General features: G+C 47.0%; 21 protein-coding genes. 17 read left to right on the top strand and 4 right to left on the bottom strand.

Annotation, left to right across the window (positions count from 1 at the left end; all coding sequences use genetic code 11):
* Positions 1–132: 132 nt before the first annotated feature.
* Together gorA and SK51_RS05325 are read right to left on the bottom strand one after the other, a co-directional pair.
* Complete coding sequence (gene gorA, locus SK51_RS05320; RefSeq protein ID WP_022649710.1) at positions 133–1,485, bottom strand: glutathione-disulfide reductase; 1,353 nt, start codon at positions 1,483–1,485, stop codon at positions 133–135.
* A gap of 71 nt (positions 1,486–1,556) precedes the next feature.
* The gene (locus SK51_RS05325) at positions 1,557–2,399 is read right to left on the bottom strand and encodes a 23S rRNA (adenine(2030)-N(6))-methyltransferase RlmJ (protein WP_022649709.1); all 843 of its coding nucleotides are present in this window, start codon (positions 2,397–2,399) and stop codon (positions 1,557–1,559) included.
* Positions 2,400–2,607: 208 nt separating this feature from the next.
* Between SK51_RS05325 and prlC the strand changes: the two genes are divergently transcribed.
* Both prlC and rsmJ read left to right on the top strand, forming a co-directional pair.
* Positions 2,608–4,650 (top strand): oligopeptidase A, encoded by a 2,043-nt coding sequence (gene prlC / locus SK51_RS05330; protein ID WP_022649708.1) that lies wholly within the window; start codon positions 2,608–2,610, stop codon positions 4,648–4,650.
* 7 nt (positions 4,651–4,657) lie between these two features.
* A complete protein-coding gene (gene rsmJ / locus SK51_RS05335; protein ID WP_032671543.1) occupies positions 4,658–5,410 on the top strand; it encodes a 16S rRNA (guanine(1516)-N(2))-methyltransferase RsmJ in 753 nt (250 codons plus the stop codon).
* Positions 5,411–5,502: 92 nt separating this feature from the next.
* On the opposite strand, the gene uspA is transcribed toward rsmJ, so the two are convergent.
* Positions 5,503–5,940 carry a universal stress protein UspA gene (uspA, locus tag SK51_RS05340; protein WP_003861223.1) on the bottom strand — a complete coding sequence of 146 codons (438 nt, stop codon included), beginning with the start codon at positions 5,938–5,940 and terminating at the stop codon, positions 5,503–5,505.
* Positions 5,941–6,223: 283 nt separating this feature from the next.
* Between uspA and uspB the strand changes: the two genes are divergently transcribed.
* Complete coding sequence (gene uspB, locus SK51_RS05345) at positions 6,224–6,559, top strand: universal stress protein UspB (RefSeq protein ID WP_003861224.1); 336 nt, start codon at positions 6,224–6,226, stop codon at positions 6,557–6,559.
* Positions 6,560–6,613: 54 nt separating this feature from the next.
* Here uspB and pitA read toward each other — a convergent pair whose 3' ends face one another.
* On the bottom strand, positions 6,614–8,113 hold the full coding sequence (gene pitA, locus SK51_RS05350) for an inorganic phosphate transporter PitA (protein ID WP_022649706.1): 1,500 nt from the start codon (positions 8,111–8,113) through the stop codon (positions 6,614–6,616).
* A gap of 227 nt (positions 8,114–8,340) precedes the next feature.
* Here pitA and SK51_RS05355 point away from each other — a divergent pair, with 227 nt between their 5' ends.
* From SK51_RS05355 to SK51_RS25150, 14 genes are all read left to right on the top strand, one after another.
* A complete protein-coding gene (locus tag SK51_RS05355; RefSeq protein WP_048206609.1) occupies positions 8,341–9,543 on the top strand; it encodes a BaiN/RdsA family NAD(P)/FAD-dependent oxidoreductase in 1,203 nt (400 codons plus the stop codon).
* Positions 9,544–9,648: 105 nt separating this feature from the next.
* Complete coding sequence (locus SK51_RS05360; protein ID WP_022652001.1) at positions 9,649–10,473, top strand: heteromeric transposase endonuclease subunit TnsA; 825 nt, start codon at positions 9,649–9,651, stop codon at positions 10,471–10,473.
* On the top strand, positions 10,463–12,622 hold the full coding sequence (locus SK51_RS05365; protein WP_022652000.1) for a DDE-type integrase/transposase/recombinase: 2,160 nt from the start codon (positions 10,463–10,465) through the stop codon (positions 12,620–12,622). The genes SK51_RS05360 and SK51_RS05365 overlap by 11 nt, the downstream gene beginning before the upstream one ends.
* The gene (locus SK51_RS05370; protein ID WP_022652319.1) at positions 12,612–14,063 is read left to right on the top strand and encodes an ATP-binding protein; all 1,452 of its coding nucleotides are present in this window, start codon (positions 12,612–12,614) and stop codon (positions 14,061–14,063) included. The genes SK51_RS05365 and SK51_RS05370 overlap by 11 nt, the downstream gene beginning before the upstream one ends.
* A 34-nt stretch (positions 14,064–14,097) precedes the next feature.
* Positions 14,098–15,495: a TnsD family Tn7-like transposition protein gene (locus SK51_RS23895; RefSeq protein ID WP_071993176.1), complete on the top strand. Its 1,398-nt coding sequence runs from the start codon at positions 14,098–14,100 to the stop codon at positions 15,493–15,495.
* A 250-nt stretch (positions 15,496–15,745) separates the two neighbouring features.
* Positions 15,746–16,147 (top strand): hypothetical protein, encoded by a 402-nt coding sequence (locus tag SK51_RS25145; protein WP_022651997.1) that lies wholly within the window; start codon positions 15,746–15,748, stop codon positions 16,145–16,147.
* A complete protein-coding gene (locus tag SK51_RS05380; RefSeq protein ID WP_022651996.1) occupies positions 16,131–16,769 on the top strand; it encodes a restriction endonuclease subunit S in 639 nt (212 codons plus the stop codon). Before SK51_RS25145 ends, SK51_RS05380 begins: the two co-directional genes overlap by 17 nt.
* Before the next feature lie 2 nt (positions 16,770–16,771).
* Entirely contained in the window at positions 16,772–18,283 is a 1,512-nt protein-coding gene (locus tag SK51_RS05385) for a type I restriction-modification system subunit M (RefSeq protein WP_022651995.1), read from the top strand.
* Positions 18,273–19,460 (top strand): restriction endonuclease subunit S, encoded by a 1,188-nt coding sequence (locus SK51_RS05390; protein WP_022651994.1) that lies wholly within the window; start codon positions 18,273–18,275, stop codon positions 19,458–19,460. Before SK51_RS05385 ends, SK51_RS05390 begins: the two co-directional genes overlap by 11 nt.
* Positions 19,460–20,839 (top strand): AAA family ATPase, encoded by a 1,380-nt coding sequence (locus SK51_RS05395; protein ID WP_022651993.1) that lies wholly within the window; start codon positions 19,460–19,462, stop codon positions 20,837–20,839. The genes SK51_RS05390 and SK51_RS05395 overlap by 1 nt, the downstream gene beginning before the upstream one ends.
* Positions 20,823–21,458, top strand: coding sequence for an HNH endonuclease family protein (locus SK51_RS05400; RefSeq protein ID WP_022651992.1), 636 nt, complete (start codon positions 20,823–20,825; stop codon positions 21,456–21,458). The genes SK51_RS05395 and SK51_RS05400 overlap by 17 nt, the downstream gene beginning before the upstream one ends.
* Complete coding sequence (locus SK51_RS05405) at positions 21,458–24,727, top strand: type I restriction endonuclease subunit R (RefSeq protein WP_022651991.1); 3,270 nt, start codon at positions 21,458–21,460, stop codon at positions 24,725–24,727. The genes SK51_RS05400 and SK51_RS05405 overlap by 1 nt, the downstream gene beginning before the upstream one ends.
* The gene (locus tag SK51_RS05410; protein WP_022651990.1) at positions 24,727–25,503 is read left to right on the top strand and encodes a M48 family metallopeptidase; all 777 of its coding nucleotides are present in this window, start codon (positions 24,727–24,729) and stop codon (positions 25,501–25,503) included. The genes SK51_RS05405 and SK51_RS05410 overlap by 1 nt, the downstream gene beginning before the upstream one ends.
* Positions 25,496–26,449, top strand: a complete 954-nt coding sequence (locus SK51_RS25150) for a TniQ family protein (RefSeq protein WP_155404791.1) — start codon at positions 25,496–25,498, stop codon at positions 26,447–26,449. Before SK51_RS05410 ends, SK51_RS25150 begins: the two co-directional genes overlap by 8 nt.
* Positions 26,450–26,488 lie beyond the last annotated feature (39 nt).

Below are 26,488 nucleotides of genomic sequence, written 5' to 3' on the forward strand. Positions count from 1 at the left end.
GTCTTATAAGCGTAGACATTCGCTTCGGTGGATGTGGAGGGATATGTGCGGTAGATCACGATTTTCGGAGCATTCGTTTTGCAACGATTTATGAATGTTAAAAAAATGCCCCTTTGAAGAGGGGCATCAATATCAACGCATTGTTACAAACTCTTCTGCCGCAGTGGGGTGGATCGCCACGGTGTTATCGAAGTCTTTTTTCGTTGCGCCCATCTTCAGCGCCACCGCAAAGCCCTGCAGGATCTCGTCCATGCCAAAGCCTATGCCGTGGATGCCGACGATCTTCTCGTCCGGGCCCACACAGACCAGCTTCATGCGGCACGGCTGACGGTGCGAGGTGACCGCGGTATACATCGCGGTAAACGCCGATTTATACACTTTCACCTGATCGTCGCCGTACTGCTCGCGCGCCTGCGGCTCGGTTAAGCCGACGGTGCCGATTGGCGGGTGGCTGAAGACCACGGTCGGGATGTTGCTGTAATCCAGATGTTCGTCCGGCTTGTTGTTAAACAGACGCTCGGAAAGACGACGCCCCGCGGCCACGGCAACCGGCGTCAGTTCTACGGCACCTGTGTTATCACCAACGGCATAAATACCCGGTACGCTGGTGTTCTGGAACTTATCAACGACGATGTAGCCTTTTTCATTGGTTTTCACCCCGGTTGCGGCCAGGTTGAAGTTGTCGGTGGCCGGTTCACGACCAATCGCCCAGATCAGGCAATCAACGGTCTGGCTGCGGCCATCTTCCAGCTCCAGGGTCAGGCTACCGTCCGCATTTTTAACCACCGCTTTTGGCACGGCGTTGGTGTGCAGGGTTGGGCCTTCGGCGTTCATCACCTCGACCAGCGTGTCGACGATTAGCGGATCAAAGCTACGCAGCGGCGCGTGTTTACGCACAAACAGGTGCGCTTCCGCCCCAAGGCCGTTAATCACGCCAGCAAGCTCAACCGCGATGTAACCCGCGCCTACAATGGCAACGCGCTCTGGCAGAGCAGGCAGCTCGAAGAACCCGTCGGAGTCGATACCGTATTCCGCGCCCGGAATGTTCGGATGGCTCGGACGGCCACCGGTGGCGATCAGGATGTGATCGGCGGTGATCGTCTCGCCGTTCACTTCGATCGTCTTCGCATCCACGAAACGGGCGAAGCCGCGGATCACGTCGACGTTATTCTTGCCCAGCACGTTATCGTACGAGGTGTGAATACGGTCGATATAGGCGGTACGGCTGGCGATCAGCTTATCCCAGTCGAAGTGGTTGATGGTGGTGTCAAAGCCGTAGTCCGGGCCATACATATGGATAGCTTCACGGATTTGCGCGGCATGCCACATCACTTTCTTCGGTACACAACCCACGTTTACGCAGGTGCCGCCGAGTTCTTTGGCTTCAATCAGCGCACACTTCTGGCCGTACATGGCCGCACGGTTGATGGAGGCGATGCCGCCGCTGCCGCCGCCGATTGCGATGTAGTCATAATGCTTAGTCATAGCTTTTGTCCTTAATCGTGAATTGCCGCGATTGTATACCTGAAATCAATAGGTTCCACCGATGGCTGCGATTACTCCGGCACGATCCAGCTTACGGTGGCGTGGCCCGTACCGGCTGGCACCAGCGTTTTGTGCAGCCACGGCAGCACGTTGTTCATCTGCGCTTCGAGCTTCCACGGCGGGTTAATCACAATCATGCCGGACGCGGTCATGCCGCGCTGGTCGCTGTCGGGCCGCACCGCCAGCTCAATCTGCAGGATTTTGCGGATGCCGGTCGCCTCCAGATCCTTGATCATGCGCTTAATTTGCGCGCGTAGCACTACCGGATACCACAGGGCATAGGTTCCGGTCGCAAAGCGTTTGTAACCTTCGTTGATACCGGCCACCACCGCCTGATAGTCGGTTTTGATTTCGTACGGCGGGTCGATCAGCACCAGGCCGCGACGCGAAACCGGCGGCAGTTTGGCTTTTAGCTGCTGGTAGCCATCGGCTTTGTCCACGCGGGCGCGGTTATCTTTCTGAAACTCAGCGCGCAGCAGCGGGAAGTCGCTTGGGTGCAGCTCGGTCAACTGGAGGCTGTCCTGCTCGCGCAGCAGCTGGCGGGCAATCAGCGGAGAGCCAGGGTAATAGCGCAGCTGGCCGTTGCGGTTGAAGTGGTTCACCACGCCGATGTACGGCTCCAGCTCGGCAGGCAGGTCGTCCTGCTGCCAGATGCGGGCGATCCCTTCCAGATATTCACCGGTACGCTCGGCATGTTCGCCGCTCAGCTGATAACGGCCCGCCCCCGCGTGGGTGTCCAGGTAGAGAAACGGCTTGTCTTTCTCTTTAAGCGCTTCAATGATCAGGCTCTGAACGGTGTGTTTAAGGACGTCGGCGTGGTTGCCAGCGTGGAAGCTGTGGCGATAACTGAGCATGGGTAATGATTTTCCGCTGAATTGACGATTTGCCACAGTTTACAGCAGAACGGCACAGATTACCCGTAGGCCCGGTAAGCGCAGCGCCACAGGGCGTTTTTCGACAACCTCCGGCATTGAAATCCTCTACACTTAACCCCATTACAGAAAACAATATGCACAGCGCCGGATGCGCGCTTCATTCATCTATTTCAACAGGACAGCGTTTATGACCAATCCATTACTGACGCCTTTTTCGTTGCCACCGTTTTCTAAAATCCTCCCTGAGCATGTGGTTCCAGCCGTTACCCAGTCGCTGGAAAACTGCCGCGCGGCGGTAGAGAACGTGGTCGCGCAGGGCGCGCCGTACACCTGGGAAAATCTGTGTCAGCCGCTGGCCGAAGTGGACGACGTGCTGGGGCGCATTTTCTCCCCGGTGAGCCACCTGAACTCGGTGAAAAACAGCCCGGAGCTGCGCGAAGCCTACGAACAGACCCTGCCGCTGCTCTCCGAGTACAGCACCTGGGTCGGCCAGCACGAGGGGCTCTACAAAGCCTACCGCGACCTGCGCGACGGCGACCATTATGCCGAACTGAACACGGCGCAGAAAAAATCGGTTGATAACGCGCTGCGTGATTTCGAACTGTCCGGGATTGGCCTGCCAAAAGAAAAACAGGTTCGCTACGGCGAAATCGCCGCGCGCCTGTCCGAGCTGGGCAACCAGTACAGCAACAACGTCCTCGACGCCACCATGGGCTGGACGAAGCTGATTACCGATGAATCCGAACTGGCCGGTATGCCGGAAAGTGCGCTGGCGGCGGCAAAAGCCCAGGCCGAAGCGAAAGAGCAGGAAGGCTTCCTGTTAACGCTGGATATCCCAAGCTATCTGCCAGTGATGACCTACTGCGACAACCAGGCCCTGCGCGAAGAGATGTACCGCGCCTACAGCACCCGCGCCTCCGATCAGGGGCCGAATGCCGGTAAGTGGGATAACAGCCCGGTGATGGCGGAGATCCTCGCCCTGCGCCACGAGCTGGCACAGCTGCTGGGCTTCGACAGCTACGCGGATAAATCCCTCGCCACCAAAATGGCCGAGAACCCACAGCAGGTGCTCGACTTCCTGACCGATCTGGCGAAACGCGCCCGTCCTCAGGGTGAAAAAGAGTTAGCCCAACTGCGCGCCTTTGCAAAAGCGGAGTTCGGCGTGGACGAGCTTCAGCCGTGGGATATCGCATACTACAGCGAAAAACAGAAACAGCACCTCTACAGCATCAGCGACGAACAACTGCGTCCGTACTTCCCGGAAAACAAAGCCGTCAACGGTCTGTTCGAGGTAGTGAAGCGCATCTACGGCATTACCGCGAAAGAGCGTACCGACATCGACGTCTGGCATCCGGACGTGCGCTTCTTCGAGCTGTATGACGAGAACAACGAGCTGCGCGGCAGCTTCTATCTCGATCTCTACGCGCGTGAGAACAAGCGCGGTGGGGCGTGGATGGACGACTGCGTGGGCCAGATGCGTAAAGCGGATGGTACCCTGCAAAAACCTGTTGCCTACCTGACCTGTAACTTCAACCGTCCGGTGAGCGGCAAACCTGCGCTGTTTACCCACGATGAAGTGATCACCCTGTTCCACGAGTTCGGTCACGGCCTGCACCACATGCTGACCCGCATCGAAACCGCTGGCGTCGCCGGTATCAGCGGTGTGCCATGGGATGCGGTCGAGCTGCCAAGCCAGTTTATGGAGAACTGGTGCTGGGAGCCGGACGCGCTGGCGTTTATCTCCGGTCATTACGAAACGGGCGAACCGCTGCCGAAAGAACTGCTGGATAAAATGCTGGCGGCGAAAAACTACCAGGCGGCGATGTTTATCCTGCGTCAGCTGGAGTTCGGCCTGTTCGACTTCCGCCTGCACGCCGAGTTCAGCCCGGAGCAGGGGGCGAAAATCCTCGAAACCCTGGCTGAGATTAAAAAGCAGGTTGCCGTCATTCCAGGCCCGACCTGGGGACGCTTCCCGCACGCGTTCAGCCATATCTTTGCAGGCGGGTACGCCGCAGGCTACTACAGCTACCTGTGGGCCGACGTGCTGGCGGCGGATGCCTTCTCGCGCTTCGAAGAAGAGGGGATTTTCAACCGCGAAACCGGTCAGTCGTTCCTCGACAACATCCTGACCCGCGGCGGTTCAGAAGAGCCTATGGAGCTGTTCAAACGCTTCCGTGGCCGCGAGCCGCAGCTGGATGCGATGCTGGAGCATTACGGAATCAAAGGCTGATTGCTACGTGAAGATCTGCTTAGTAGATGAAACAGGCGCCGGTGACGGCGCCTTATCTGTTCTGGCGGCCCGCTGGGAGCTGGAACATGATGAAGAGAACCTGATGGCGCTGGTGATGACGCCGGAACATCTGGAGCTGCGCAAGCGCGATGAGCCAAAGCTTGGCGGGATTTTTGTCGATTTTGTCGGCGGCGCGATGGCGCACCGGCGTAAGTTCGGCGGCGGTCGCGGCGAAGCGGTGGCCAAGGCGGTTGGCATTAAAGGGAGCTATCTTCCGGACGTGGTGGACGCCACGGCGGGGCTGGGGCGCGATGCGTTTGTGCTGGCCTCGGTGGGCTGCCGTGTGCGGATGCTGGAGCGTAATCCGGTTGTCGCCGCGCTGCTCGACGACGGGCTGACGCGAGGCTATGCGGACCCGGAAATCGGCTCGTGGTTACAGGAACGTTTGCAACTTATTCATGCCTCCAGCCTGACGGCGCTGACCGATATCACCCCGCGCCCGCAGGTGGTCTATCTCGACCCGATGTTCCCGCATAAGCAGAAAAGCGCGCTGGTGAAGAAAGAGATGCGGGTGTTTCAGTCGCTGGTGGGGCCAGATTTAGATGCCGATGGCCTGCTGGAGCCGGCTCGTCAACTGGCGACGAAGCGGGTGGTGGTGAAACGACCTGACTATGCGCCGCCGCTGGCGGACGTTGCGACCACTAACGCGGTGACCACCAAAGGGCATCGCTTTGATATCTACTCAGGTACGCCGGAATAAAAAAAGCCGGGTGGCGGCTTCGCCTTACCCGGCCTACATTCAGTGCCGCTTGTATGCCCGGTATGCGTTAGCGCCACCGGGCTTTTTTGCACTTACTCGTCTTCTTCGTCACGCAGTGGAACAATCAGCATATCCACGTGTACGGTGTTAATCAGCTGACGTGCGGAAGACATCAGTTTGCTCCAGAAGTCCTGATGGTGACCGCATACCACCAGGTCCATATCGTATTTCTTAATCGCATCAACCAGCACCTGGCCCAGATCGCCGCTACCGCTTAAGGTTTCAGTGATTGGATAGCCCGCGTTGGTAGAAAGCTCGCTCAGCGCGTGGTGAGTCTCTTCGGAGATGCGTTTCTGCATATCGCCGAGATTCACGTCGATCAGACCGGTGTAGAGGTCGGAGTAATTCACATCAACATGAATCAGCGAAACTTTCGCGTTGTAGGGACGTGCCATGGATACTGCTTTATCAACCAGCACTTTACTCTCCGGGGAGAGGTCTACCGCGATAAGAATGTGTTTGTAAGCCATAGTGTTACTCCTTCCTTAAGTTATCGATGACTAAATGGGAAAGCCGTCGTCTGATGCTTTCATTACGGCCCAGTTAAACATATTTTTCAAGCTTTGGTGTTGATAACGATTAACCTTGTGGCAAAAAAATTAACGGATCTCCTACACTATTTAATGAGCCGTTCGGATATTAAAACGCGAACCGGATCGACTTTTAGTCATTCTTTCACTGAACTGTCTGTCAGGGCATTGGGGTGCGGTAGCTCAGGAGCCTTGCTTCGTGGGTGGACGCCGGGGAGGATGTATGATTAGCACCGTCGCATTGTTTTGGGCGTTATGCGTGGTTTGCATAGTGAATATGGCGCGCTACTTCTCATCGTTACGTGCGCTGTTAGTGGTACTTCGTGGTTGCGATCCGTTGCTTTATCAATATGTGGACGGTGGAGGGTTCTTCACCTCGCACGGACAGCCCAGCAAGCAGATGCGTCTGGTGGGGTATATCTACTACCAGCGCTACCGCGATCACCACGATGAAGAGTTTATCCGTCGCTGCGAGCGCCTGCGTCGTCAGTTCATTTTGACCAGCGCCCTGTGTGGTCTGGTTGTGGTGAGTATGATTGCGCTGATGATATGGCACTGAGCATAAAAAAAGCGGGCCAGTTTCCTGACCCGCTTTTTTGTCGCCTTCAGCCGATTAAATTAGCTTCAGCGAAATCCAGTACAGACCGCCAGACAGCAGGATGGACGCCGGGAGGGTGAACACCCAGGCCATCAGAATGTTGGTCACGGTTTTACGCTGCAAACCGCCGCCGTCAACAATCATGGTACCTGCCACGGACGAAGAGAGTACGTGGGTGGTGGAGACTGGCATACCGGTGTAGCTCGCCAGACCGATAGACACTGCCGCCGTCATCTGCGCGGACATGCCCTGAGCATAGGTCATGCCTTTCTTACCGATCTTCTCACCGATGGTGGTCGCCACACGACGCCAGCCAATCATCGTACCGATACCCAGCGCCAACGCGACCGCCATGATGATCCAGATTGGCGCGTACTCAATGGTGTTGAGCATATCGCCTTTCAGTTTCTTCAGCAGACGCTTATCGTCAGCATTGACCTCTGGCAGCTTCGCGACTTTATCGGTCACGTCGGAGATACAGAGCATGATACGACGCAGCTGACCACGCTGTTCTACAGCCAGTTTGTCGTAGCTTTCGATATCGGCCAGCATGCCTTTCGCACGTTCCAGCGCGTTAATCGCGTTTGCCGGGTGGCAATGGAACTCGCCCGGTGCAGTGAGTGCGCCAGAGTCAGGAGAAGGGATCAACTGGTCTACGCCGGTCGCTTTCTTCAGCAAATCAGGATGCTGCTGGAAGTAAGTCTCAACGTTGTTTACCGCATCACGGGTACGGGTGATCTCATAGCCAGAGGCGTTCATGTTAACCACGAAGCCTGCCGGTGCGACGCCAATCAGAACCAGCATCACCAGACCGATACCTTTCTGACCATCGTTCGCGCCATGAGAGAAGGCGACGCCGATAGCGGAAATGATCAGCGCGATACGCGTCCAGAACGGCGGCTTTTTCTTGCCGTCTTTCTTCTCACGCTCTGCTGGCGTCAGGTGGATACGTGCACGTTTCTTCGTGTTGCTCCAGTAGCGACGCAGGATGAAAATCAATCCACCTGCTACCACCAGACCGACGATAGGGGAGATGATCAGAGAGCCGAAAATACCCAGTACTTTAGGAAGGTTCAGCGCATCAACAACCGATGTACCGGTCATCAGGGCGTTAGTTAAACCGATACCGATAATCGCGCCGATAAGGGTGTGAGAGCTGGATGCCGGCAGGCCGAAATACCAGGTACCGAGGTTCCAGATAATCGCAGCAAGCAGCATTGAGAACACCATGGCCAGGCCATGACCGGAACTCACGTTAAGCAGCAGATCCGTTGGCAGCATATGCACAATGGCATAGGCAACGCTCAGTCCGCCCAGGAGGACACCAAAAAAGTTAAATACCGCCGCCATAACGACCGCAAGCTGCGATCGCATTGCGCGAGTGTAGATAACCGTTGCAACTGCGTTTGCAGTGTCGTGGAAGCCATTGATCGCTTCGTAAAACAGCACAAAAACCAGAGCAAGCAATAATAAAAGCCCGGTATGTAAATCCAGGCCGGCAAACAAATGTAGCATAGGACGTTACGCCATTTTGAGGACATGAACGCGGCGCATTATCCAGGACAAATGCGCAACGGGCAAAGTGAAATATAGACTTTTTTGACATACCACCTGATTTGAGAAATGTGCCTGAATAGATAATCTTTAAATATCAATGGAATGGCTTTGTAATATCTTTTTACGCTGGTGCGACCACTGAGGAAACTTTACAATCCGCGGCAGTTAACGAAGAGGATTTTGACGTGGAAAGGTTTGATGCCGTAGTAATTGGCGCCGGTGCGGCGGGTATGTTTTGTGCGGCAATGGCCGGACAAGCGGGTCGTCGTGTGCTGCTGCTGGATAACGGAAAAAAGCCTGGCCGCAAGATCCTGATGTCCGGTGGCGGGCGCTGCAATTTCACTAATCTTTATGTCGAGCCTGCGGCCTATTTGAGCCAGAACCGTCATTTTTGTAAATCTGCGCTGGCGCGCTACACGCAGTGGGATTTCATCGAACTGGTGGGTAAACACGGTATCGCGTGGCATGAGAAGACGCTGGGACAGCTGTTCTGCGACGACTCCGCCCAGCAAATCGTGGATATGCTGGTGGCCGAGTGCGAGAAAGGCGGCGTAGTCATGCGCCTGCGCACTGAAGTGCTGGACGTCGCCCGTAACGAGCAAGGGTACACGCTGCAACTCAACGGCGAAACCGTCAGCGCCGATAACCTGGTGATCGCCAGCGGCGGCCTCTCGATGCCGGGGCTGGGTGCCTCACCGTTCGGCTACAAAATCGCCGAGCAGTTTGGCCTGAAAGTATTACCCACGCGCGCCGGGCTGGTGCCGTTCACGCTGCATAAGCCGCTGCTGGAACAGCTTCAGACGCTCTCCGGCGTGTCTGTGCCGTCGGTCATTACGGCCGAAGACGGCACGGTGTTCCGCGAAAACCTGCTCTTTACCCATCGCGGTCTCTCGGGGCCAGCGGTATTGCAGATCTCCAGCTACTGGCAGCCGGGGGAGTTTGTCTCCGTAAACCTGGTGCCGGATTGCGATCTGGACGCCTTCCTCAATGAGCAACGCGCCGCGCACCCGAATCAAAGCCTGAAAAATACCCTGGCGATGCAGCTGCCGAAGCGTCTCGTGGAGTGCTTGCAGGTGTTAGGGCAAATTCCGGATGTTGCGCTTAAGCAGCTCAACAGCCGCGAGCAGGACACGCTGGTGGAGACGCTGACGAACTGGCGCGTGCAGCCAAACGGCACCGAAGGCTACCGCACGGCGGAAGTGACGCTGGGCGGCGTGGATACAAACGAACTCTCATCCCGCACGATGGAAGCCCGCAACGTGCCGGGTCTTTATTTCATTGGTGAAGTGATGGACGTGACCGGCTGGCTCGGCGGGTATAACTTCCAGTGGGCGTGGGCCAGTGCCTGGGCATGCGCGCAGGCGCTGGCTGATGTTTTGGAACAATAAAGTTTGTACACTGATGAAAAAGTTTGTACATAAATCCTATTTGGAATAATAAAGTTTGTACACTAGGCTATAATATACTTTGTCGAATTGGGTAGAGTATATGTTGTGGCTGGACGAAGAAAACTTGAAAAGCTCGCTGATTTCAAGCGGGCTTTAAAACAAAAATATGGCTTAGGTGAAGGAGCCAATTACACTCCTTGGATAAGAGTTCAGGATGTTAAGTCTCATGGGCACAGCGGTAAGATTGACGGAATAAAATCGGGACGAACTCACCATACCTTATCTGAGCAAGAGACATGCTTTTTCTATTTAGCAGAGTTTTCCGATTCAGTTACCGATATTCGGGAGCAGTTTCCATTGCTACCGCTCACGCTCTCATTAAAAATTTCCCAATTACTTGATATTGAACATCCCAAACATCCCATCACCAAAGATCCAATTATTATGACTACGGACTTCCTTTTAACCTGTAGTGATGGAAAGCGGATTTGGTATGAAGCTGTAACTGTGAAGCCTAGTGAAAAACTTTCAGATAAGAGGACGGCAGAAAAGCTCGATATTGAAAGAGTTTGGTGGGAGTTATTAGGTGTTCCCTTTCACGTATTTTGCCTGTCAGAACTGAATCAGATTAAGTCAAAAAATATTCAATGGATTACCGATCCTAAACGTAAAAATTACTCATCACCTTCGAATAAAGTTAGAGAAGAAGCCAAGCGTATGTTGACGGTGGGAACAATGCAATTAAGTGATGTTTGCGACACGCTTTCTCATCAAGTCGGTATGTCGAATGATGACGCATTGATTTTGTTAAAGTATTTAATAGCTGATAAAGAAGTGATTGTAGACTTGGCGCGACCCATAGTTCTATCTGGGATGATCGAAATTGTTCAAGTTAAGATGGATGGGAAATCACAGCAATATGCAAGTTGAATTAAATAGCGTTTGGCGAGTTCATAACTTGGATGGTCTTGAGGATGGTCTTTACAGGGTTTTGCAACTGTATATAAAGGAACATATCGTTATTCTGTTTCCTTTGCTCGAATCAAAGGCTTTGCAACGACCACTTAAGCTTGATTTTGACTTTTTTAATGAGGCCATTAAAACGGGTAATTCTGAATTGAGTTCATATGAGCTTCCATATTATCAATTGCAGTCAGAAGACGATATTTCAGAGAGTTATCTTGAAAAAAGAGATGAAAAATATCGACTTATCATTGAATTAGTATCTGATCCGTATTTTTTGCTAAATTTGGTTGAGCAACCTCGTAGTAAAGCTGTTTCGATACACGCGAAAGCCCAAAACACATATGTGCAGAATATCTATCGAGCACTAAATCTTTATTGGAAATATGGTCAAGAACGAAATGCACTCTTGCCGAGCTACAAAAACTCTGGGGGAAGAGGTAAATCAAGAGTAGCTGGCGCAACAAAGCGTGGCTCTCCGATACAACTCTCCAGTCCAAGTATTGACGTGCCTGAAGGTGTTAATACCACTGAGTGCGATAAGGCTTTGTTTATTAAGGCAATGAAAAAGTTCGGACTCAAAGGTGAAAAAGTCAAATTCAGTCGCGTATATGACAAAATGCTCAAAGAATATTATGCAGAGGAGCTAATTGCTGCTGAATCTGAGTCACGAGAAGCTTTAGTACCTAATTACCGAGCGTTTGTTTATTGGGCAAAAAAACTAGTTCCAGCGCAAATTCTAATACGTAAACAAACAAATCAGGGTGACTTTGACCGCAATAAGAGAGGTTTAAAAGGTTCTGCTACTGATCATACAGAAGTTCCTGGTAGTTGCTTTGAATTGGATGCAACAGTTTTGGATGTACATATCGTATCTGACTTTCAGAGACATCATGTATTGGGGAGACCAACCGTTTATTGTGTGGTTGATAAAGAAAGTCGCATGATTGTCGGGCTGCATGTCTCCATGGAATACGCTTCTTGGAGGGCTGGTCGGCAGGCTTTAATCAACAGCTTTACCTCTAAGAAAGAGTATTGCGCAGAATTTGGCATTGAGATAGAAGAAGCTGATTGGCCTTGTAACCATATACCTCAACGATTGCTTTGTGATCGAGGTGAGTTTATTTGTCAGGATGCCGAAAATCTCGCTGTGCCATTGATTGGTCACTTGAGCATTGCTCCACCATACAGGGCGGAATTGAAAGGTATAGTAGAACATCGTTTCAATATCTTGAACGAGAAGCTAGTACATGAGCTGTTAGGGACGACGAAAGGGCGGCATTATATCAGAGGAGATAGAGATCCAAGATTAGATGCTACTTTTACGCTCAGAGAAATAACCAAGCTCCTTATTGATGAAGTTTTAGAGCACAACAGTTCAATTTTTAAAGATTTAGCCAAGCAAAGTACATTACTTATTGAGTCAGGGCTTTCTCCAACTCCTCTAAACTATTGGAATCTACATGTTAAAGCGCAGCGTCATGCTTTAAGTCGAGCAGACGAGGCTCATATTCGTTCTCGCCTATTACCAACAGTAAAAGTGACCATGACAGGCAAAGGAATTCGGCTGAACGATCAAATGTATTATGAGTCAGATCATGCTGATTTTGATACTTGGAAAGTAATTGCGAGAAATAATGGTTCATGGCAACTAGATGCTTTAGTTGATCATGATAATTCAAGCTTCATATTTGTCAGGCTTGAGGAAGTAAGTGGCTTTACCCGATGTTACCTGATGAAGGAGTCGGCTAATTTTGCTCATAGGCATCAAGCTGACATCCTGTATTTTGAAGACTGGATTAAGTTGGAAAAAAACAAAGCTAAGCCAACATCGAAATCGATAGAGCGTCACCAGAGAAGAAATCAGGTTATCGAAACTGCAAAAGAAGAAGCGGCATTGGCTCCATCGCTGAGTTCAAAATCTGAGAGAACAAAGGGCATGAAAGCAAGGAGAAGGGAAGCTATTCTTGCACAGAGGATTGAGGACGGAGAATCCCAACTTCATCAAGATAAGCCTGATATGGAATCAGATATACCCAGTGAACGTCTTGATGACAAGAAGAAAAAAGTAATTTCCATGCTCAAGCGAAAAAGGGCCAATGATAATGAGATGTGAAGAAGCCATTTACCATGAAGCGATATTACCTGAGCATCGTGGTAATCCTTTGATTGAAGCTTTGCCACCTAAGGTTGAGGATGATGAGTTAGTTATTAAGCTGAGTAATTATCCTGAGAGGCTCGTTGAGGAAACAACGTTAGAGGCAATTGAAAGATTGGATTATCTCACTCGATTAAAAACGTTGAGGCAGCCGCTTCCACTCTATTTTGATGTATTTAGGGCCATCGAAATGGCCATCAAAGAGGGATATTCAGCAAAAAATCCGTTATCTCCCACAACAATGAACTATCTACATTATTCTTCAGATAATCGACCTGATGTTGAACCCCGAACAGGCTTTTTTAAACCTAAAGGCAGTGGAATAACAATAATTGGTGAAAGCGGAGTAGGTAAAACCTGCATGCTTGAGCAAGTATTAAACTGTTTTCCTGACGTCATAGAACACCGCTATTACCAGAATAAAGTGTTAGCAATACCGCAAGTTGTATGGATAAAAGTCGATTGTCCAGATGATTCGAGTGTTAAAGGTCTTTGCCATCGAATATTAGAGCAAATCGATCAAAAATTAGGACACCCTCCAACAAAACCTGCGGGAACAATAGCTCTTTTACTTCAACAAATTGAATCGAAAATGAAGTCAAATTTCCTCGGGATTTTGGTTATTGATGAAATGCAAAACCTAAACCTTGCTAAAGCAGGCGGTGCCGATCGACTTTTAGGTTTTTTGCATAACTTAGTTAACAATTTAGGTATTCCGATACTTTTCTGTGCAAACCCTCCGTTCGATGAACTCCTAAGTAAGAGTTTTAAATCAGCGCGACGAGCGGAAAGTAGTGGCTACTTCGATGTAGAGCTAATGAAGAATGATGATGAGTGGGAATTGTTCGTGGATGAACTTTGGTGTTTACAATGGACGAATGTTGAAACGCCGCTGACCCCGAGTTTGAACAATAAACTTTACTCGTTATCTGCTGGCAATATGGATTTAGCTGTTCGAATTTATTATTCAGCTCAAAAGGCAATTATTGGCTCTTCAGACGAGAGGATTACTGAAGAGGTTCTTGAGCTTGGAGCAAATATTGCTATACGTGCAACGAAAAAGCTAACAGAAGAAATGAGAAAGAAACACGCGATTTCTCTCTTAAAACGAAATCGAAAAGATGGTAGTACTGGAGCTGACAGCCATCTGTGTGAAGATGTTTCATCGAAAGAAGTCATCAATACCAAATTTAAAACTGTAACGATACCAGGAGACTTGACTCGTCCACATCATCCTGAGTTCATTGAAGAACTAACCGAACTAGCTTTTGCTGAAGATTTGAGTGATCGGATATTGGATACTAATCTGATCCAGAGAGCTTCTCAGGATAGTGATCCACTTGAAAACCTCAGGGCTTCGGGCGTTTTGTGTGACGACCCATTGGAGACGTTTAGTTAGACTTTAGCTGTATGGCGAATCCTTCGGAGGTGATATGCGTTTACCTGATGCATTACCCGATGAACTACTATTTAGTCGAATGATTAGATATTGCAGTGTAGGCGCGGTTCCCATACCTGAATTTCTCAAAAGCGTATACGGAGACCATAGAGCAAGTATTAACCCGATACTTACTGCTGGTTTAAGTTCGCTTTCAAGCCTTTACCGTGAGAGCAAGAATGACCTTCTAATGGATCAAACTCTTGCTCCGTTGTTTATGCATTATTACCCGCAATACAAGGCCAAACTATCAGAATCTATATCTTCAACGGACAATTATACAGCGATTAGGTTAAGCCAGCTTTCGTGCGTGAGAGAACATGCTCAACTCACCCTCAAAATGTGCCCTATGTGTGTTCAGGAAGATATCAGAGAATTTGGTGTGGCTTATTGGCACCGAGTTCATCAAATACCTGCTATTGAGTCTTGTTGTGAACATCGGCAGCAATTAGTGCATGTTCGACTTCCTAAACGATTAAAGTTAGCAGTTGGGTATCCTTCTTCTTTTGAAACTGAGTATCAAGAAAGTAGCGATGAAAGCTTTCATTTGGCGCGGTTTTCTCGGCAGGTACTGCTAGAGCAATCAAAGCATATTTCTAATTTTGGATCAGATAGTTACTCTGATAAATTATCAAATCTTGGCTATGTGACCAAGAGTGGTCGAATACGTAGGGTGAAGTTACTCTCTCACTTTTATTCGTTTACAAGCCAATTGCATTATCCATCTTCAAACGTTCTACCATCATCCGAATCGGATTTTAAGTACATTACCAACTTGCTCTATAACCAGTATTCACAGCATATTTTTAAGTACTTAATTTTTGAATACTGGTTATCGAAGCAGCGAAGGATTAGAAAAACACCAGAAATAATCACTGAACATAGTGCCGATAGTACCCATAATCTAGAGCAAGAATGTTTGGTTCTCCTAAAGCAAGGGCTATCAATTTCATCGATAAGCAAGCAAACAGGAAAGAGTCGCACTTATATAAAATCCGTGGCGTATGCTTTTGGGATGGAGGATCTGTTTGACCCCACGAAACTAAAATCATCGGTTAGAGAGCGTGTTATTGCTCTTGCACGGAAAGGTTTCCATCGCTCTGAGATCGCCCGACGTTTATCTGTATCGACAGGAAGTGTTGAAATGTTGATTTCGAGCGTAAATGGGCTGGTTGAGTGGAGAAAGCAGTGTAAGCATGAATCGAAAAGGCGACGCTACAAATGCCAGATACTTCGATACCGATACAATAATCCGTTAAGGATTAGAAAAGAAATAAAGCGAGATTGCAACGCAGCATTTTACTGGCTGTATCATCATGAACCTAAATGGCTTGAATCCGTATTACCCAAGCCATCCCGCCCACATCTACATCCTCGGATTAAGCGGAAATAACCCGATTCGGAATCTAAGGCTATGAATCGCGCAAAATTTAGATATAGCCTTCATTTTTTGATGGAAAAAATACAGTAGATAAAAAGTGTAAAACACCTTGACGTTAATCTAGCTGCATACTAATATGACTTTATTACATCATCTATAGGTGCTCTACTGTATTTTATTTGGTGTAATTGATAAGGTTCAGGCGGCCACCCGAACCTCATCTAAACCTCAATACGACGATAGACATATAGGAGATTTATTTATGCATCAAGATTACCAAATAACCGCTCGTGTGCAAGAAATTACAGCGACTTTCATCAAGAAAAATCTTCTGAATGAAGATTGTTATCCTCAAAATATTCAAGAAGCTGTTGTTTCTATTAGTGGAAAAGCTCAAAAGCGTGCGCAATATCAGTTTCCAAAAGCGGCAGAAGAAAACGACTCAATTATTTGTGAATATGATCGTGTGATGAATATTTATAACAAGTATCACCATGACACGCGAAAGAAGCTTACAGTAATCATGGAGCAGTGGTTTTTGGACGAAGCAAAACGGTGTGGGTGGGCTGATGCAAAGTTTTACAAATGTGATGGTTCGACTAAAAAAGCCTGTTTTCTAGTAAAGCAAGCCGATTCGGAGAGTTTTTATGCTTCAAAACACTAATCTTCGATTACTCAGTGAAGTAGCCGATATTCGGACTGGGTATACATTTCGAGAAAAAGTGGAAGAAGTTGAGGCAGAGACGGGCAGTGCTCGTATTGCTCAAATTAAAGATGTGCGTGAGATAGCCGAAACTTCAAACTCCTTCTTGCTTGATCCAAGCAAACTCCCTGCTATTGAGTGGCAGGGTAAAGATAAAGCATTAGTCGAGTCTGGAACTGTAATACTGCCTTCAAGAGGTTCGAGAGGCGGTTACTTCCAAGCATCCTGTGTTGTTGATAATTCGGAAGATTCATTACCTTTGGTGGTCACGAGTCAGTTCTTAGTGATTACACCAACGGTTGAGGTGTTACCCGAATTCTTGTGTTGGTCGTTAAACCAACCCTCAATTCAATTTTTACTGTCTGAAGGTGCGGGCAGTCAGGGGTCATCGATGGCTGTCATGCTTAAAACATCTATTGGCAATGAGATAAAGCTCAATATCCCATCTATCGAGACACAGAAGAAAATACTTCACCTCAATCAGTTATGGGAAAGAGAGCAGGCATTAACCCAAGCACTGCTAATGAATCGAAAAACAATGCTTCAAGGCATGTTTCAACAATTACTTAATGAGAATAAATAACGATGAATACCCCAATCAACCAAAGCGAAATAAACAAAGCAGTATGGAACGCCTGTGATACTTTCCGTGGCACCGTTGATCCATCGATTTACAAAGACTTTATTCTGACCATGCTGTTCTTAAAGTACATATCCGATGTGCACCAAGATAAAGTCGAAGAGCTGAAAGCCGAATACGGTGATATTCCTGAACTGATCGCTGAAATGCTGGAAAGCCAGTCCTTTAAAATCCCAGCGGGCAGTTCATTCTGGGACCTTTACGAAGCACGTTTTGAAGCAGGTAACGGCTCACGTATTGATACCGCGCTACATGCGATTGAAGAAGCCAACACCAAACTCAAAGGTGTTTTCCAAGACATCAGCTTTAACACCGATAAACTCGGTGATGAAAAGCAAAAGAACGATATTCTTCGCCACCTGTTGGAAGATTTTGGTAAACCAACCCTTAGCCTGCGCCCAAGCCGTGTCGGTTCACTGGATGTGATTGGTAACGCTTACGAATACCTGATCAAACACTTTGCGGCAGGTAGCGGTAAATCGGCGGGCGAATTCTATACCCCTGCGGAAGTCTCTGATCTTTTGTCGATTATCCTTGCACCGCAAGAAGGCGATACCATTTGTGACCCTGCCTGTGGTTCTGGCTCGCTATTAATGAAGTGTGGCAAGCAAGTACAGAAGAACTTTAACGGTTCGAAGAAATACGCCCTATATGGTCAGGAAGCGATTGGCTCAACCTGGTCACTAGCAAAAATGAACATGTTCCTGCATGGCGAAGATAACCACCGCATTGAATGGGGCGACACCATTCGCAACCCCAAGCTGCAAGATGCCAACGGTGGCCTGCTGCACTTTGATGTGGTGACCGCCAACCCGCCGTTTAGCCTAGATAAATGGGGCCATGAAGATGCCGAGAACGACCACTTTGGCCGCTTTCGTCGTGGTGTGCCACCAAAAACCAAAGGTGACTACGCGTTTATCTCGCACATGATTGAAACCCTGAAACCAGAGACGGGCCGCATGGGGGTGGTGGTGCCACATGGCGTGCTGTTCCGCGCCTCGAGCGAAGGCCAAATTCGTAAGCAGTTGATTGAAGAAAACCTGCTCGATGCGGTGATCGGTTTACCTGAAAAACTCTTTTTTGGCACTGGCATTCCGGCCGCGATTTTGATTTTCAAAAAGCACAAAGATGACAACAAAGTGTTGTTTATTGATGCCTCGCGTGAGTTTAAATCGGGCAAAAACCAGAACGTACTGACCGACGAGAACATCCAGAAAATTGTTGATACCTACACAGCACGTCAAAGCGTGGATAAATACGCCTATCTCGCCACCTTAGAAGAGATTGCCGAGAACGACTACAACCTCAATATTCCGCGTTATGTCGATACCTTTGAAGAAGAGGAAGAGATCGACATAGTGGCCGTGCGCCGCGAACGTTTGGCGTTGCAAAGTGAACTAGCGGATCTGGAAGACGAAATGGCGGGCTACCTAGAGGAGTTGGGTTATGGTGCCTAATGGTTGGAGTTTAGTTAAATTGGGCGATATTCTAACTCTTGGTAGCGGTGATACGAAACCCGATGATTTGCAAAAAGAGTATTCCGATGATTCACCATACCCTGTCTATGGTGGAAATAACATCATGGGGTACTCTAGTCAAAAGAACTCTTCTGACTCTGTAATTTTAATTGGGCGAGTGGGCGAATATTGCGGTGTAACACGATACATAGATAAAGCATGTTGGATTACTGATAACGCCTTATATACAAAGAAAGTCTCTTCTGAGATTGATAAAGAGTATTTGGTCAGCAAGCTTAAAAAGTTTGATTTATCTAGGCTTAGAAATAAGGGGGGACAGCCGCTTGTCTCACAAAAACCTATCTATGCAGTAAAACTGCCAATGCCCCCCCTCCCAGAACAACGCAAAATCGCCAAAATCCTCTCCACTTGGGATAAAGCGATTACCACCACCGAGCGTTTGATTGCCACCAGCAAGCAGCAGAAAAAAGCGTTAATGCAGCAGTTGTTGACGGGTAAAAAGCGTTTGATTGATCCTGAAACGGGTGAAGCGTTTGAGGGGGATTGGGAAGAGGTTAAGTTGGGTGATGTTTTAACAAAAATATCTAATGGACTAACTTACGATTCTAAAGCAACACAAGGGTTACCAGTCTCTAGAATAGAAACTATTTCTACTGGAAAAGTAAATCATGCCAAAGTTGGGTATGCACCAAATGATGAAAAAACAATCAAGTTCAAACTGCAATTTGGTGACATACTATATAGCCATATCAATAGCTTAGAGCATATTGGTAGAGTGGCTTACTTTCTTGATGATAAAGATTTATACCATGGCATGAATCTCCTACTATTACGCGCATCAAAAGACGCAGACTCAAAATTTATTTACTTTATGCTTTCGTCAAGCTTAGGTAAGGAATTTGCTAGAAGTCATGCAAAAAGTGCGGTAAATCAGGCGAGTATATCGACAACAGATTTAAAGGGGTTCAAGGCTAAGCTTCCAGGCCTTGGTGAACAACAAAAAATCGCCTCAGTGCTCACTGCTGCCGATAAAGAAATCGAGCTGTTACAAGCCAAACTCGCGCACCTCAAAGAGGAAAAAAAGGCGTTAATGCAACAGTTGTTGACGGGTAAGCGCAGAGTGAAAGTGGAAGAACAATTGGAGATCGTATCTTAATGGAAGTCAAAAATTTAACTTTACATAATATTGGACGATTCAAGCACCTTGAAATTCCTTTGGCGCCACTGGGTTATTTGGATAGTAATGTTACCGTTTTTGTAGGGAACAACGGTTCAGGCAAAACCTCAATTCTCAAAGCATTAGCAACGTCTCTAAGCTGGCTTGTTTCACGTATTCAATCTGAGACAGGTAAAGGTAGTCCCATTCCAGAGCTGGTCATAAAGAATAAGACGTCTTCAGCCGCCATTGATATAAATATTTTCAATCATGTACGTGGTAATCCTGAAGACGGTGATTTGGAAGGGTTAGATGATAATTACTTTCCTTGGCGAATAGCGAAAGCCCGCAAAGGGCGTAAAGGAGAACACAAAAGTGATTTTTGGGGAGCTACAGCGTTAGCAGATCACTATCGAAAAAAATTGTCTAATGATGAGAAATCCTCTCTTCCTCTAATTGCGTTTTACTCTGTTGAGCGGGTCGTGATCGATATCCCGTTAAAAATTAGGGGGAAACATGAATTTTTCCAACTTAATGGTTATGAGAATTCTTTAACTCAAGGTGTCGATTTTAGACGCTTCTTTGAATGGTTCAGGGAACGCGAAGATACTGAAAATGAGTCGGGACTTACTGATGATGTGTTAGAGCAATTAAGAACCGTTCTGGGTGACGACAATGAAACATGGTCAAAGTTAGATAAACTTCGAGCATCAAGCCGTGATAGACAGCTTACTGCTGTCCGTTCCGCTATTTATAAGTTCATGCCTGAATTTTCTAATTTACGGGTTCGAAGAAAACCTCGGCTGCATATGTCGATAGATAAAAATGGGGAACCATTCGATGTCGCACAGCTTTCACAAGGTGAAAAGTCTCTGATGGCTCTGATCGGTGATATTGCCAGACGTTTATCCGTGATGAATCCCGAATTAAAAAATCCACTTGAAGGTGATGGCATCGTTGTCATCGATGAAGTTGACATGCATTTACATCCGAAATGGCAACGTTCGTTGATTAAGCAACTTACTACAACTTTTCCCAAATGTCAGTTTGTGCTTTCTACTCATTCCCCGTTAGTGATTAGTGACTGTAAAAATGTTCTGGCATACCTGATCGGTGACGAGGAACTTATCCAACTGCCTTCGCTATATGGTCAAGATGCTAATACTGTATTGCTAGAAATTATGGATACAGATATCCGAAATGCGGAAATTAATGAATCACTGAGTATGGCTTTAGATGCAATCCATGATTCTAATCTTTCTCAAGCCAAAGAGATAATACAGCAGCTTGAGGAAGAACTTCCAAGTGGTAATTTGGAATTATCAAAAGCAAAACTTTTACTTCGCAAAAAGGAGTTAAAAGATGCGCAAAATAACTAAGGGTATTCATCCTGAGCCAGCAAGTTTGACCGATTTTAAGCGTACTAACCGTACTGCTACTTACGATGATTTGAATAAAATAGAACGCACTGATATTCGTGCAAGATGTTTGGAAGAACAACACTTTCTCTGTGCTTATTGTTGTAAAGAAATTTCAGGTGAAAATCATGATTGCATGAATGAACATGTAGAAGCACGAAGAATAGCTCCTGCTCGCAGTCTTGATTTTACCAATATTGTTTCTAGCTGTACGACGCCAGGACAATGTGATGCCTCGCATGGCTCACAACCATTGCCATTAACTCCTTTTATGTCTGAGTGTGAAACAGAACTGGAATTTACGTTAAGTGGCAAAGTTCGAGGACTTACAGATCGAGCAAAGGAAACCATCAGGGTGCTAAATCTTGGTGATGAACTTCAAAGTAATCGCTCTTTAATCGAACAAAGAAAGCAGTTTATTCAATCAATAATGTTCTCTAATGGTATAGAACCAGAGGATGGACTTGATGACGATGAGCTTTTAGAAATGGTAATCAATGATATATCAACGCCTAAAAATGGGAAGCTTGAAGCATTTGCACCTGTTGTTGTAAATGTACTAAAGCAATGGGTGGCTTAATGAGTGATAAAGTGGCTATTCCCAACTTCCGCGAGGAGCACAGTGCCAAAATACCCGCATTAACGCTGCTCACCAACCTTGGCTACCAATTTATTCCTCCTGCTGAATGCTTGGCGATGCGTGGCCGACTATCATCGGTAATCCTGCCCAATGTATTGCGCAGTGTGCTGAAACACAAAACCCATACTTTTATGGGTAAAGCCTACCCGCTGTCGGATTCGGCTATCGATAAAATCATTCAAGAGCTTGCCACTCCTGCAATGAATGCAGGGTTAAAAGCGGCGAATGAAAAGCTCTACAACGCTTTAACCTATGGCATCAGTGTGACGGAATTTATCGATGGCAAGAAAGCCAACCCGACCATTCAAATTATTGATTGGGAAAAACCTGAGCATAACCAGTTTCATTTCACTGAAGAGATGGAAATTGAAAATGCACATGGCACAGGCAAACGCATTCCCGATGTGGTCTGTTTTGTTAATGGGTTGCCTTGGGTCGTGATTGAAGCAAAACGTCCAGACTCTTCCCATGAAGGCAAACCGACTGTTTCCGAAGGCATTTCGCAAAATATTCGTAACCAGAAAAATGATGAAATTCCACATCTGTTTGCCTACAGTCAATTGCTACTTTCCGTCAATGGTAACGATGGCTTATACGGCACTTGCGGCACACCCGAGAAGTTTTGGGCTAAATGGAAAGAAGAAGATATCACCGAAAAAACCTATTTACGCCTTAAAAACACCGCATTAGCACAAGATAAACTCGACCTGCTGTTTAACCATCGGCCAGCTAAAGTGCGCGACGGGTATTTATCACTGATTGCTGGCGGTGAACTGGTGGTGACCGACCAAGACCGCTTATTAGTATCGCTACTGCGCCATGATCGGCTGTTAGAAATGACGCGCCTATTTACCTTATTTGATAAAAAAGCAGGCAAAATCGTCGCCCGTTATCAGCAGGTATTTGGTATTAAAGCCCTGATTGAACGTGTTACCTCATTTGATGAGAAAGGTGCTCGCAGTGGCGGTGTTATTTGGCATACCACAGGTTCGGGTAAATCGTTCACCATGGTGTTTCTATCTAAAGCGTTAATCTGGCTTGAGGCCTTGAAAAAATGCCGTGTGGTTGTAGTGACCGACCGAGTTGACTTGGAAGATCAATTAGCTCGCACTTTCGCATCGGGCGGTGCGTTATCGGATAAAGACAAAAAAGAGGCAATGGCAACTACGGGCAAACGCCTTGCTGAACAAATTGGTAAAGGCAATGAGCGGATTATTTTCTCCATCATCAATAAGTTTGGTACCGCCGTGACCTTGCCAGAGTGCTACAACGACAGCCCCGATATTATTGTGTTGGTAGACGAAGGCCACCGTAGCCAAAATGGTTCCAACAATATCTTTATGCAGCAAGCCCTGCCCAAAGCGGCCTACATTGGCTTTACGGGTACGCCACTGCTGAAAGATGATAAGACCGAAAACAAGTTCGGAAAAATAATCCACTCTTACACTATGCAGCAAGCGGTAGAAGACAAAACTGTTACGCCTTTGTTGTATGAAGAGCGTATTCCAGAACTCAGCACCAATGACCGCGCGATTGATGCATGGTTTGATCGTGCAACGGATAAGCTATCGGAAAAACAGCGTAGTGACCTGAAGAAAAAATTCTCCCAGAAAGGCCAGATCTACCAAACCGAAGGGCGTTTGGAGTTAATCGCTTATGATATCTCCGACCATTTCCAAAACTTCAAAAGCCAAGGCTTAAAGGGCCAACTGGCGTGTGACTCGAAAGCCTCAGCAATCCAATACAAAAAGCTATTGGATAAGATTGGTAAAGTCACCTCCGTGGTAGCGATGTCATCACCTGACACTCGCGAAGGTCACGATACCGTTGATGGTGAAAGCAAAGACTTGGTGCAGAATTGGTGGAAAGAGAACGTCGGTAATATGGACGAAAAAGCCTACACCAAACAGATCATCGAAGCCTTTGGTCGTGAAGATGGCCCCGACATTATGATTGTGGTTGATAAACTGCTGACAGGTTTTGACGAACCAAAAAACACTGTGCTTTATATCGATAAGCCACTGAAGCAGCACAACCTCATTCAAGCGATTGCTCGTGTTAACCGTCTGCATCAGAAAAAACAATTCGGTTATCTGATCGATTATCGCGGAATTCTCAAAGAGCTTGATTCTACAATCGCCGACTACCAAGAGCTGGCAGAGCGCACTCAAGGTGGATTCGACATTGAGGATCTCAAAGGCTTATATAGCCGTATGGATACCGAATATAAAAAGCTGCCAAGTTTGTATAACGACCTATGGGCTATCTTTTCTGATGTGAAAAACAAGCAAGATGGTCAGGCGTTACGCCAAGCTCTAACACCCAAGATTGAAACCATCGATGGTCAACTGACCGATACCAATCTGAAAAAACGTGAAGATTTCTATTCAGCACTGACGCTGTTCGCAAACTGTTTAAAAGTGGCTCTCCAATCAGCGACCTATTTTGATGATAAGAGCTTCGACGATAAGCGTGATTTGTATAAAAAGACGCTGAAATCGATGTCTGAACTGCGTAAACAAGTACGTGAAGATGCCGAAGAGGCGGTAGATTACGACCAATATGCCGAAGATATTCGTGCACTATTGGACAAGCACATTGCTGGGGTTGAAATTCAGGAGCCTGATGGCGCGTATCTGGTCGGCAATATGGGTAAAACTGCCAAACCTGAAGAGATGAGTGATGATGAAGCCCGTAACAAAAAAGACGTCATCACTGGCCGCGTCACCAAAATGATTGAGCAAGATTTAGCGGATGACCCTTACGCACAGGAGTATTTCTCTAATCTGCTCAAAAAGGCAATTGAACAAGCCAAAGAAATGTTTGATGCACCAGTTAAGCAATATCTGCTATTTGCCGACTTTGAAGAGCAAGTGAAAGAGCGCAAAGTCGAAGGTATTCCAACTGACCGTTTTGCCGAGCTTGATCCAAAGATTAAACGCCATGTTCAGGCTTATTTTGGTTTGTTCTTAAAATATGCTTCAGAAAACCCACTATCCGAGCAAGAGCGTTTCGACTTTGCGATTCAGATTGATGAAATCGTGACGGCTGCCGTGGCTGAGTTTTCCATCAACCCAACGGAAATCGAAAACCAAATTCGTCGCGCATTATTGCCAATTTTGTTTAAAGCCGTGGGGATGGATACGGCCAAAATAATCATTACCGATATTATTCAAATCACTCGTTTAGGCGTAGCAGGTCATCATTAATGACATCGGTAAGTTCGAAAGAAGGCAAGCTTGAAGAATACAGCTTCATCTATGGTGATGAAGCTGTCACCTATGAAGTGGTGCGTAAACCTCATCCTGAGGGTAAGAGGCGAAAGATTGCGATTAAGGTTCATCCTAATTGCGAAGTGGTGGTTAATGCTCCTGATGATGCCGAACATAGTGATATCCATGACGCTGTCATGAAGCGAGCAAAATGGATTTACGATGCGCTCAAGGAGTTTCGAGGTCACTTGCAGTATGTGCAGCCCAAAGACTATGTCAGCGGTGAAATGCAATTCTACCTTGGCAGGCGTTATGTTCTTAAAGTGATTGAAGACCGAGAGGCTATTTCTAACGTTAAAATGGAACGAGGCAAATTATTGGTGACGCTAAACCGCTTTAACGAAGACAAGCAAGCACTGACCAAAGCCCTAGTTTCTGGTTGGTATAGCGTGCGTGCCGAGCGTATCTTCCATGAACGCTTAGCCACATTGTTGCCGCAAACCACTTGGGTGAAAGGCATTCCGAGTTTTCGGGTTTTGCCGATGACTAAGCAATGGGGTAGTTGTTCTACTAAGGGTAATCTCATGCTGAATCCACATTTGGTCAAAGCGCCCAAAGAGTGCATCGACTACGTAATTCTTCATGAGCTTTGCCATATCGCGGAACATAACCACAGCGAGAAATTCTGGCGTTTATTGACTAGTGTGATGCCCAATTGGAAAGAAGTGAAAAGCCGTTTAGATGGTATGGCGGAGTTGTATTTGAGTGAGTGAAAATTTCGATTTCGAATTAGCTAAATTGTTACGTGCACAGGCTCCTCATGATGAGTCGATACACAGTATCTTGATTAGGACGTTATTAGCTTACGATCCTAATGTTAAGCCGATAGGGGTTATTAGTAATTCTGGTTTTTGGAAGAATGCTCCTTTTGTTCATAAGGGGTATGAGCACCTTTTCTATCGTTATCCTGACCATGTTTTGTTAGAAATGATAGATGGGACTTTATCTGTGGATGGCAAAGATAACAGTCTTTTTGATAACCCTGCTTATTATACTTATCGAATTGAGTCTACATTTTTCAATGGGCGAAGAGCGAGATCAAGAATAAAGTCTTCAATGTCATCGAAGCCAGTGAGGTACTGTTTGTCCTGTATAGAAGAGAGTATTGATAGTGTAGGTTATGGATACTTTCGACACTTTTGGGATTGTTCAAATATATGTCTTATTCATGGTCAACCACTCAAAGAACTACCTGAGTTTGGTTTTTCTAAAACGTTAAAAGCTGTTAAGCGGTTGCTTAATGCAAGAGATTGTGAGCATTCGACTACTTTAAAGATTCAGCCTAAAAAAGTTAACAATAGCTATAGAAAACCTTCATGGGATGAAACTGGGCGGTATTTATTCCCGATTAAATTTGCTCCAGGATGTTTGATGCCAGTTTTTGCTCAATGGGTCCATAGTAGTTATCCCCAATTTGAAAACATAACATTGAGAGACTTTGCCCAAAAAGTTACAAAACAATATCTAATCCTTGATAGGGTATATGATCGTTATGCCTTTAAACGAGATGAGTTTTTTGAGCGTTATGAACTTTACAATTTTAATTATAGGAAAGAATTTGCAGGCATTTTTTTGCTGTGTGCAGAGTTTGAGCCTGAATTATTGAATTCGTTTATGAAGAATCAGGTGAGTCTTATTGGTTTGGAGTTAGGCCCGTGAAAACAAGGCGTTATCCGAGAGGTTTTTGCAAAGCACTCA

Source organism: Enterobacter sp. MGH85 (assembly GCF_001037655.1).
Lineage (GTDB): Bacteria > Pseudomonadota > Gammaproteobacteria > Enterobacterales > Enterobacteriaceae > Enterobacter > Enterobacter intestinihominis.

Bases quoted from the DNA above. Each gene is read 5' to 3' on its own strand.
- SK51_RS05380 (WP_022651996.1), top strand. From the start codon at position 16,131: ATGCTTCAAAACACTAATCTTCGATTACTCAGTGAAGTAGCCGATATT.
- SK51_RS05385 (WP_022651995.1), top strand. From the start codon at position 16,772: ATGAATACCCCAATCAACCAAAGCGAAATAAACAAAGCAGTATGGAAC.
- SK51_RS05365 (WP_022652000.1), top strand. From the start codon at position 10,463: ATGCAAGTTGAATTAAATAGCGTTTGGCGAGTTCATAACTTGGATGGT.
- gorA (WP_022649710.1), bottom strand. From the start codon at position 1,485: ATGACTAAGCATTATGACTACATCGCAATCGGCGGCGGCAGCGGCGGC.
- SK51_RS05325 (WP_022649709.1), bottom strand. From the start codon at position 2,399: ATGCTCAGTTATCGCCACAGCTTCCACGCTGGCAACCACGCCGACGTC.
- uspB (WP_003861224.1), top strand. From the start codon at position 6,224: ATGATTAGCACCGTCGCATTGTTTTGGGCGTTATGCGTGGTTTGCATA.
- SK51_RS05370 (WP_022652319.1), top strand. From the start codon at position 12,612: ATGAGATGTGAAGAAGCCATTTACCATGAAGCGATATTACCTGAGCAT.
- SK51_RS05405 (WP_022651991.1), top strand. From the start codon at position 21,458: ATGAGTGATAAAGTGGCTATTCCCAACTTCCGCGAGGAGCACAGTGCC.
- uspA (WP_003861223.1), bottom strand. From the start codon at position 5,940: ATGGCTTACAAACACATTCTTATCGCGGTAGACCTCTCCCCGGAGAGT.
- pitA (WP_022649706.1), bottom strand. From the start codon at position 8,113: ATGCTACATTTGTTTGCCGGCCTGGATTTACATACCGGGCTTTTATTA.
- SK51_RS23895 (WP_071993176.1), top strand. From the start codon at position 14,098: ATGCGTTTACCTGATGCATTACCCGATGAACTACTATTTAGTCGAATG.
- prlC (WP_022649708.1), top strand. From the start codon at position 2,608: ATGACCAATCCATTACTGACGCCTTTTTCGTTGCCACCGTTTTCTAAA.
- SK51_RS05400 (WP_022651992.1), top strand. From the start codon at position 20,823: ATGCGCAAAATAACTAAGGGTATTCATCCTGAGCCAGCAAGTTTGACC.
- SK51_RS05390 (WP_022651994.1), top strand. From the start codon at position 18,273: ATGGTGCCTAATGGTTGGAGTTTAGTTAAATTGGGCGATATTCTAACT.
- SK51_RS05395 (WP_022651993.1), top strand. From the start codon at position 19,460: ATGGAAGTCAAAAATTTAACTTTACATAATATTGGACGATTCAAGCAC.
- SK51_RS05410 (WP_022651990.1), top strand. From the start codon at position 24,727: ATGACATCGGTAAGTTCGAAAGAAGGCAAGCTTGAAGAATACAGCTTC.
- SK51_RS25145 (WP_022651997.1), top strand. From the start codon at position 15,746: ATGCATCAAGATTACCAAATAACCGCTCGTGTGCAAGAAATTACAGCG.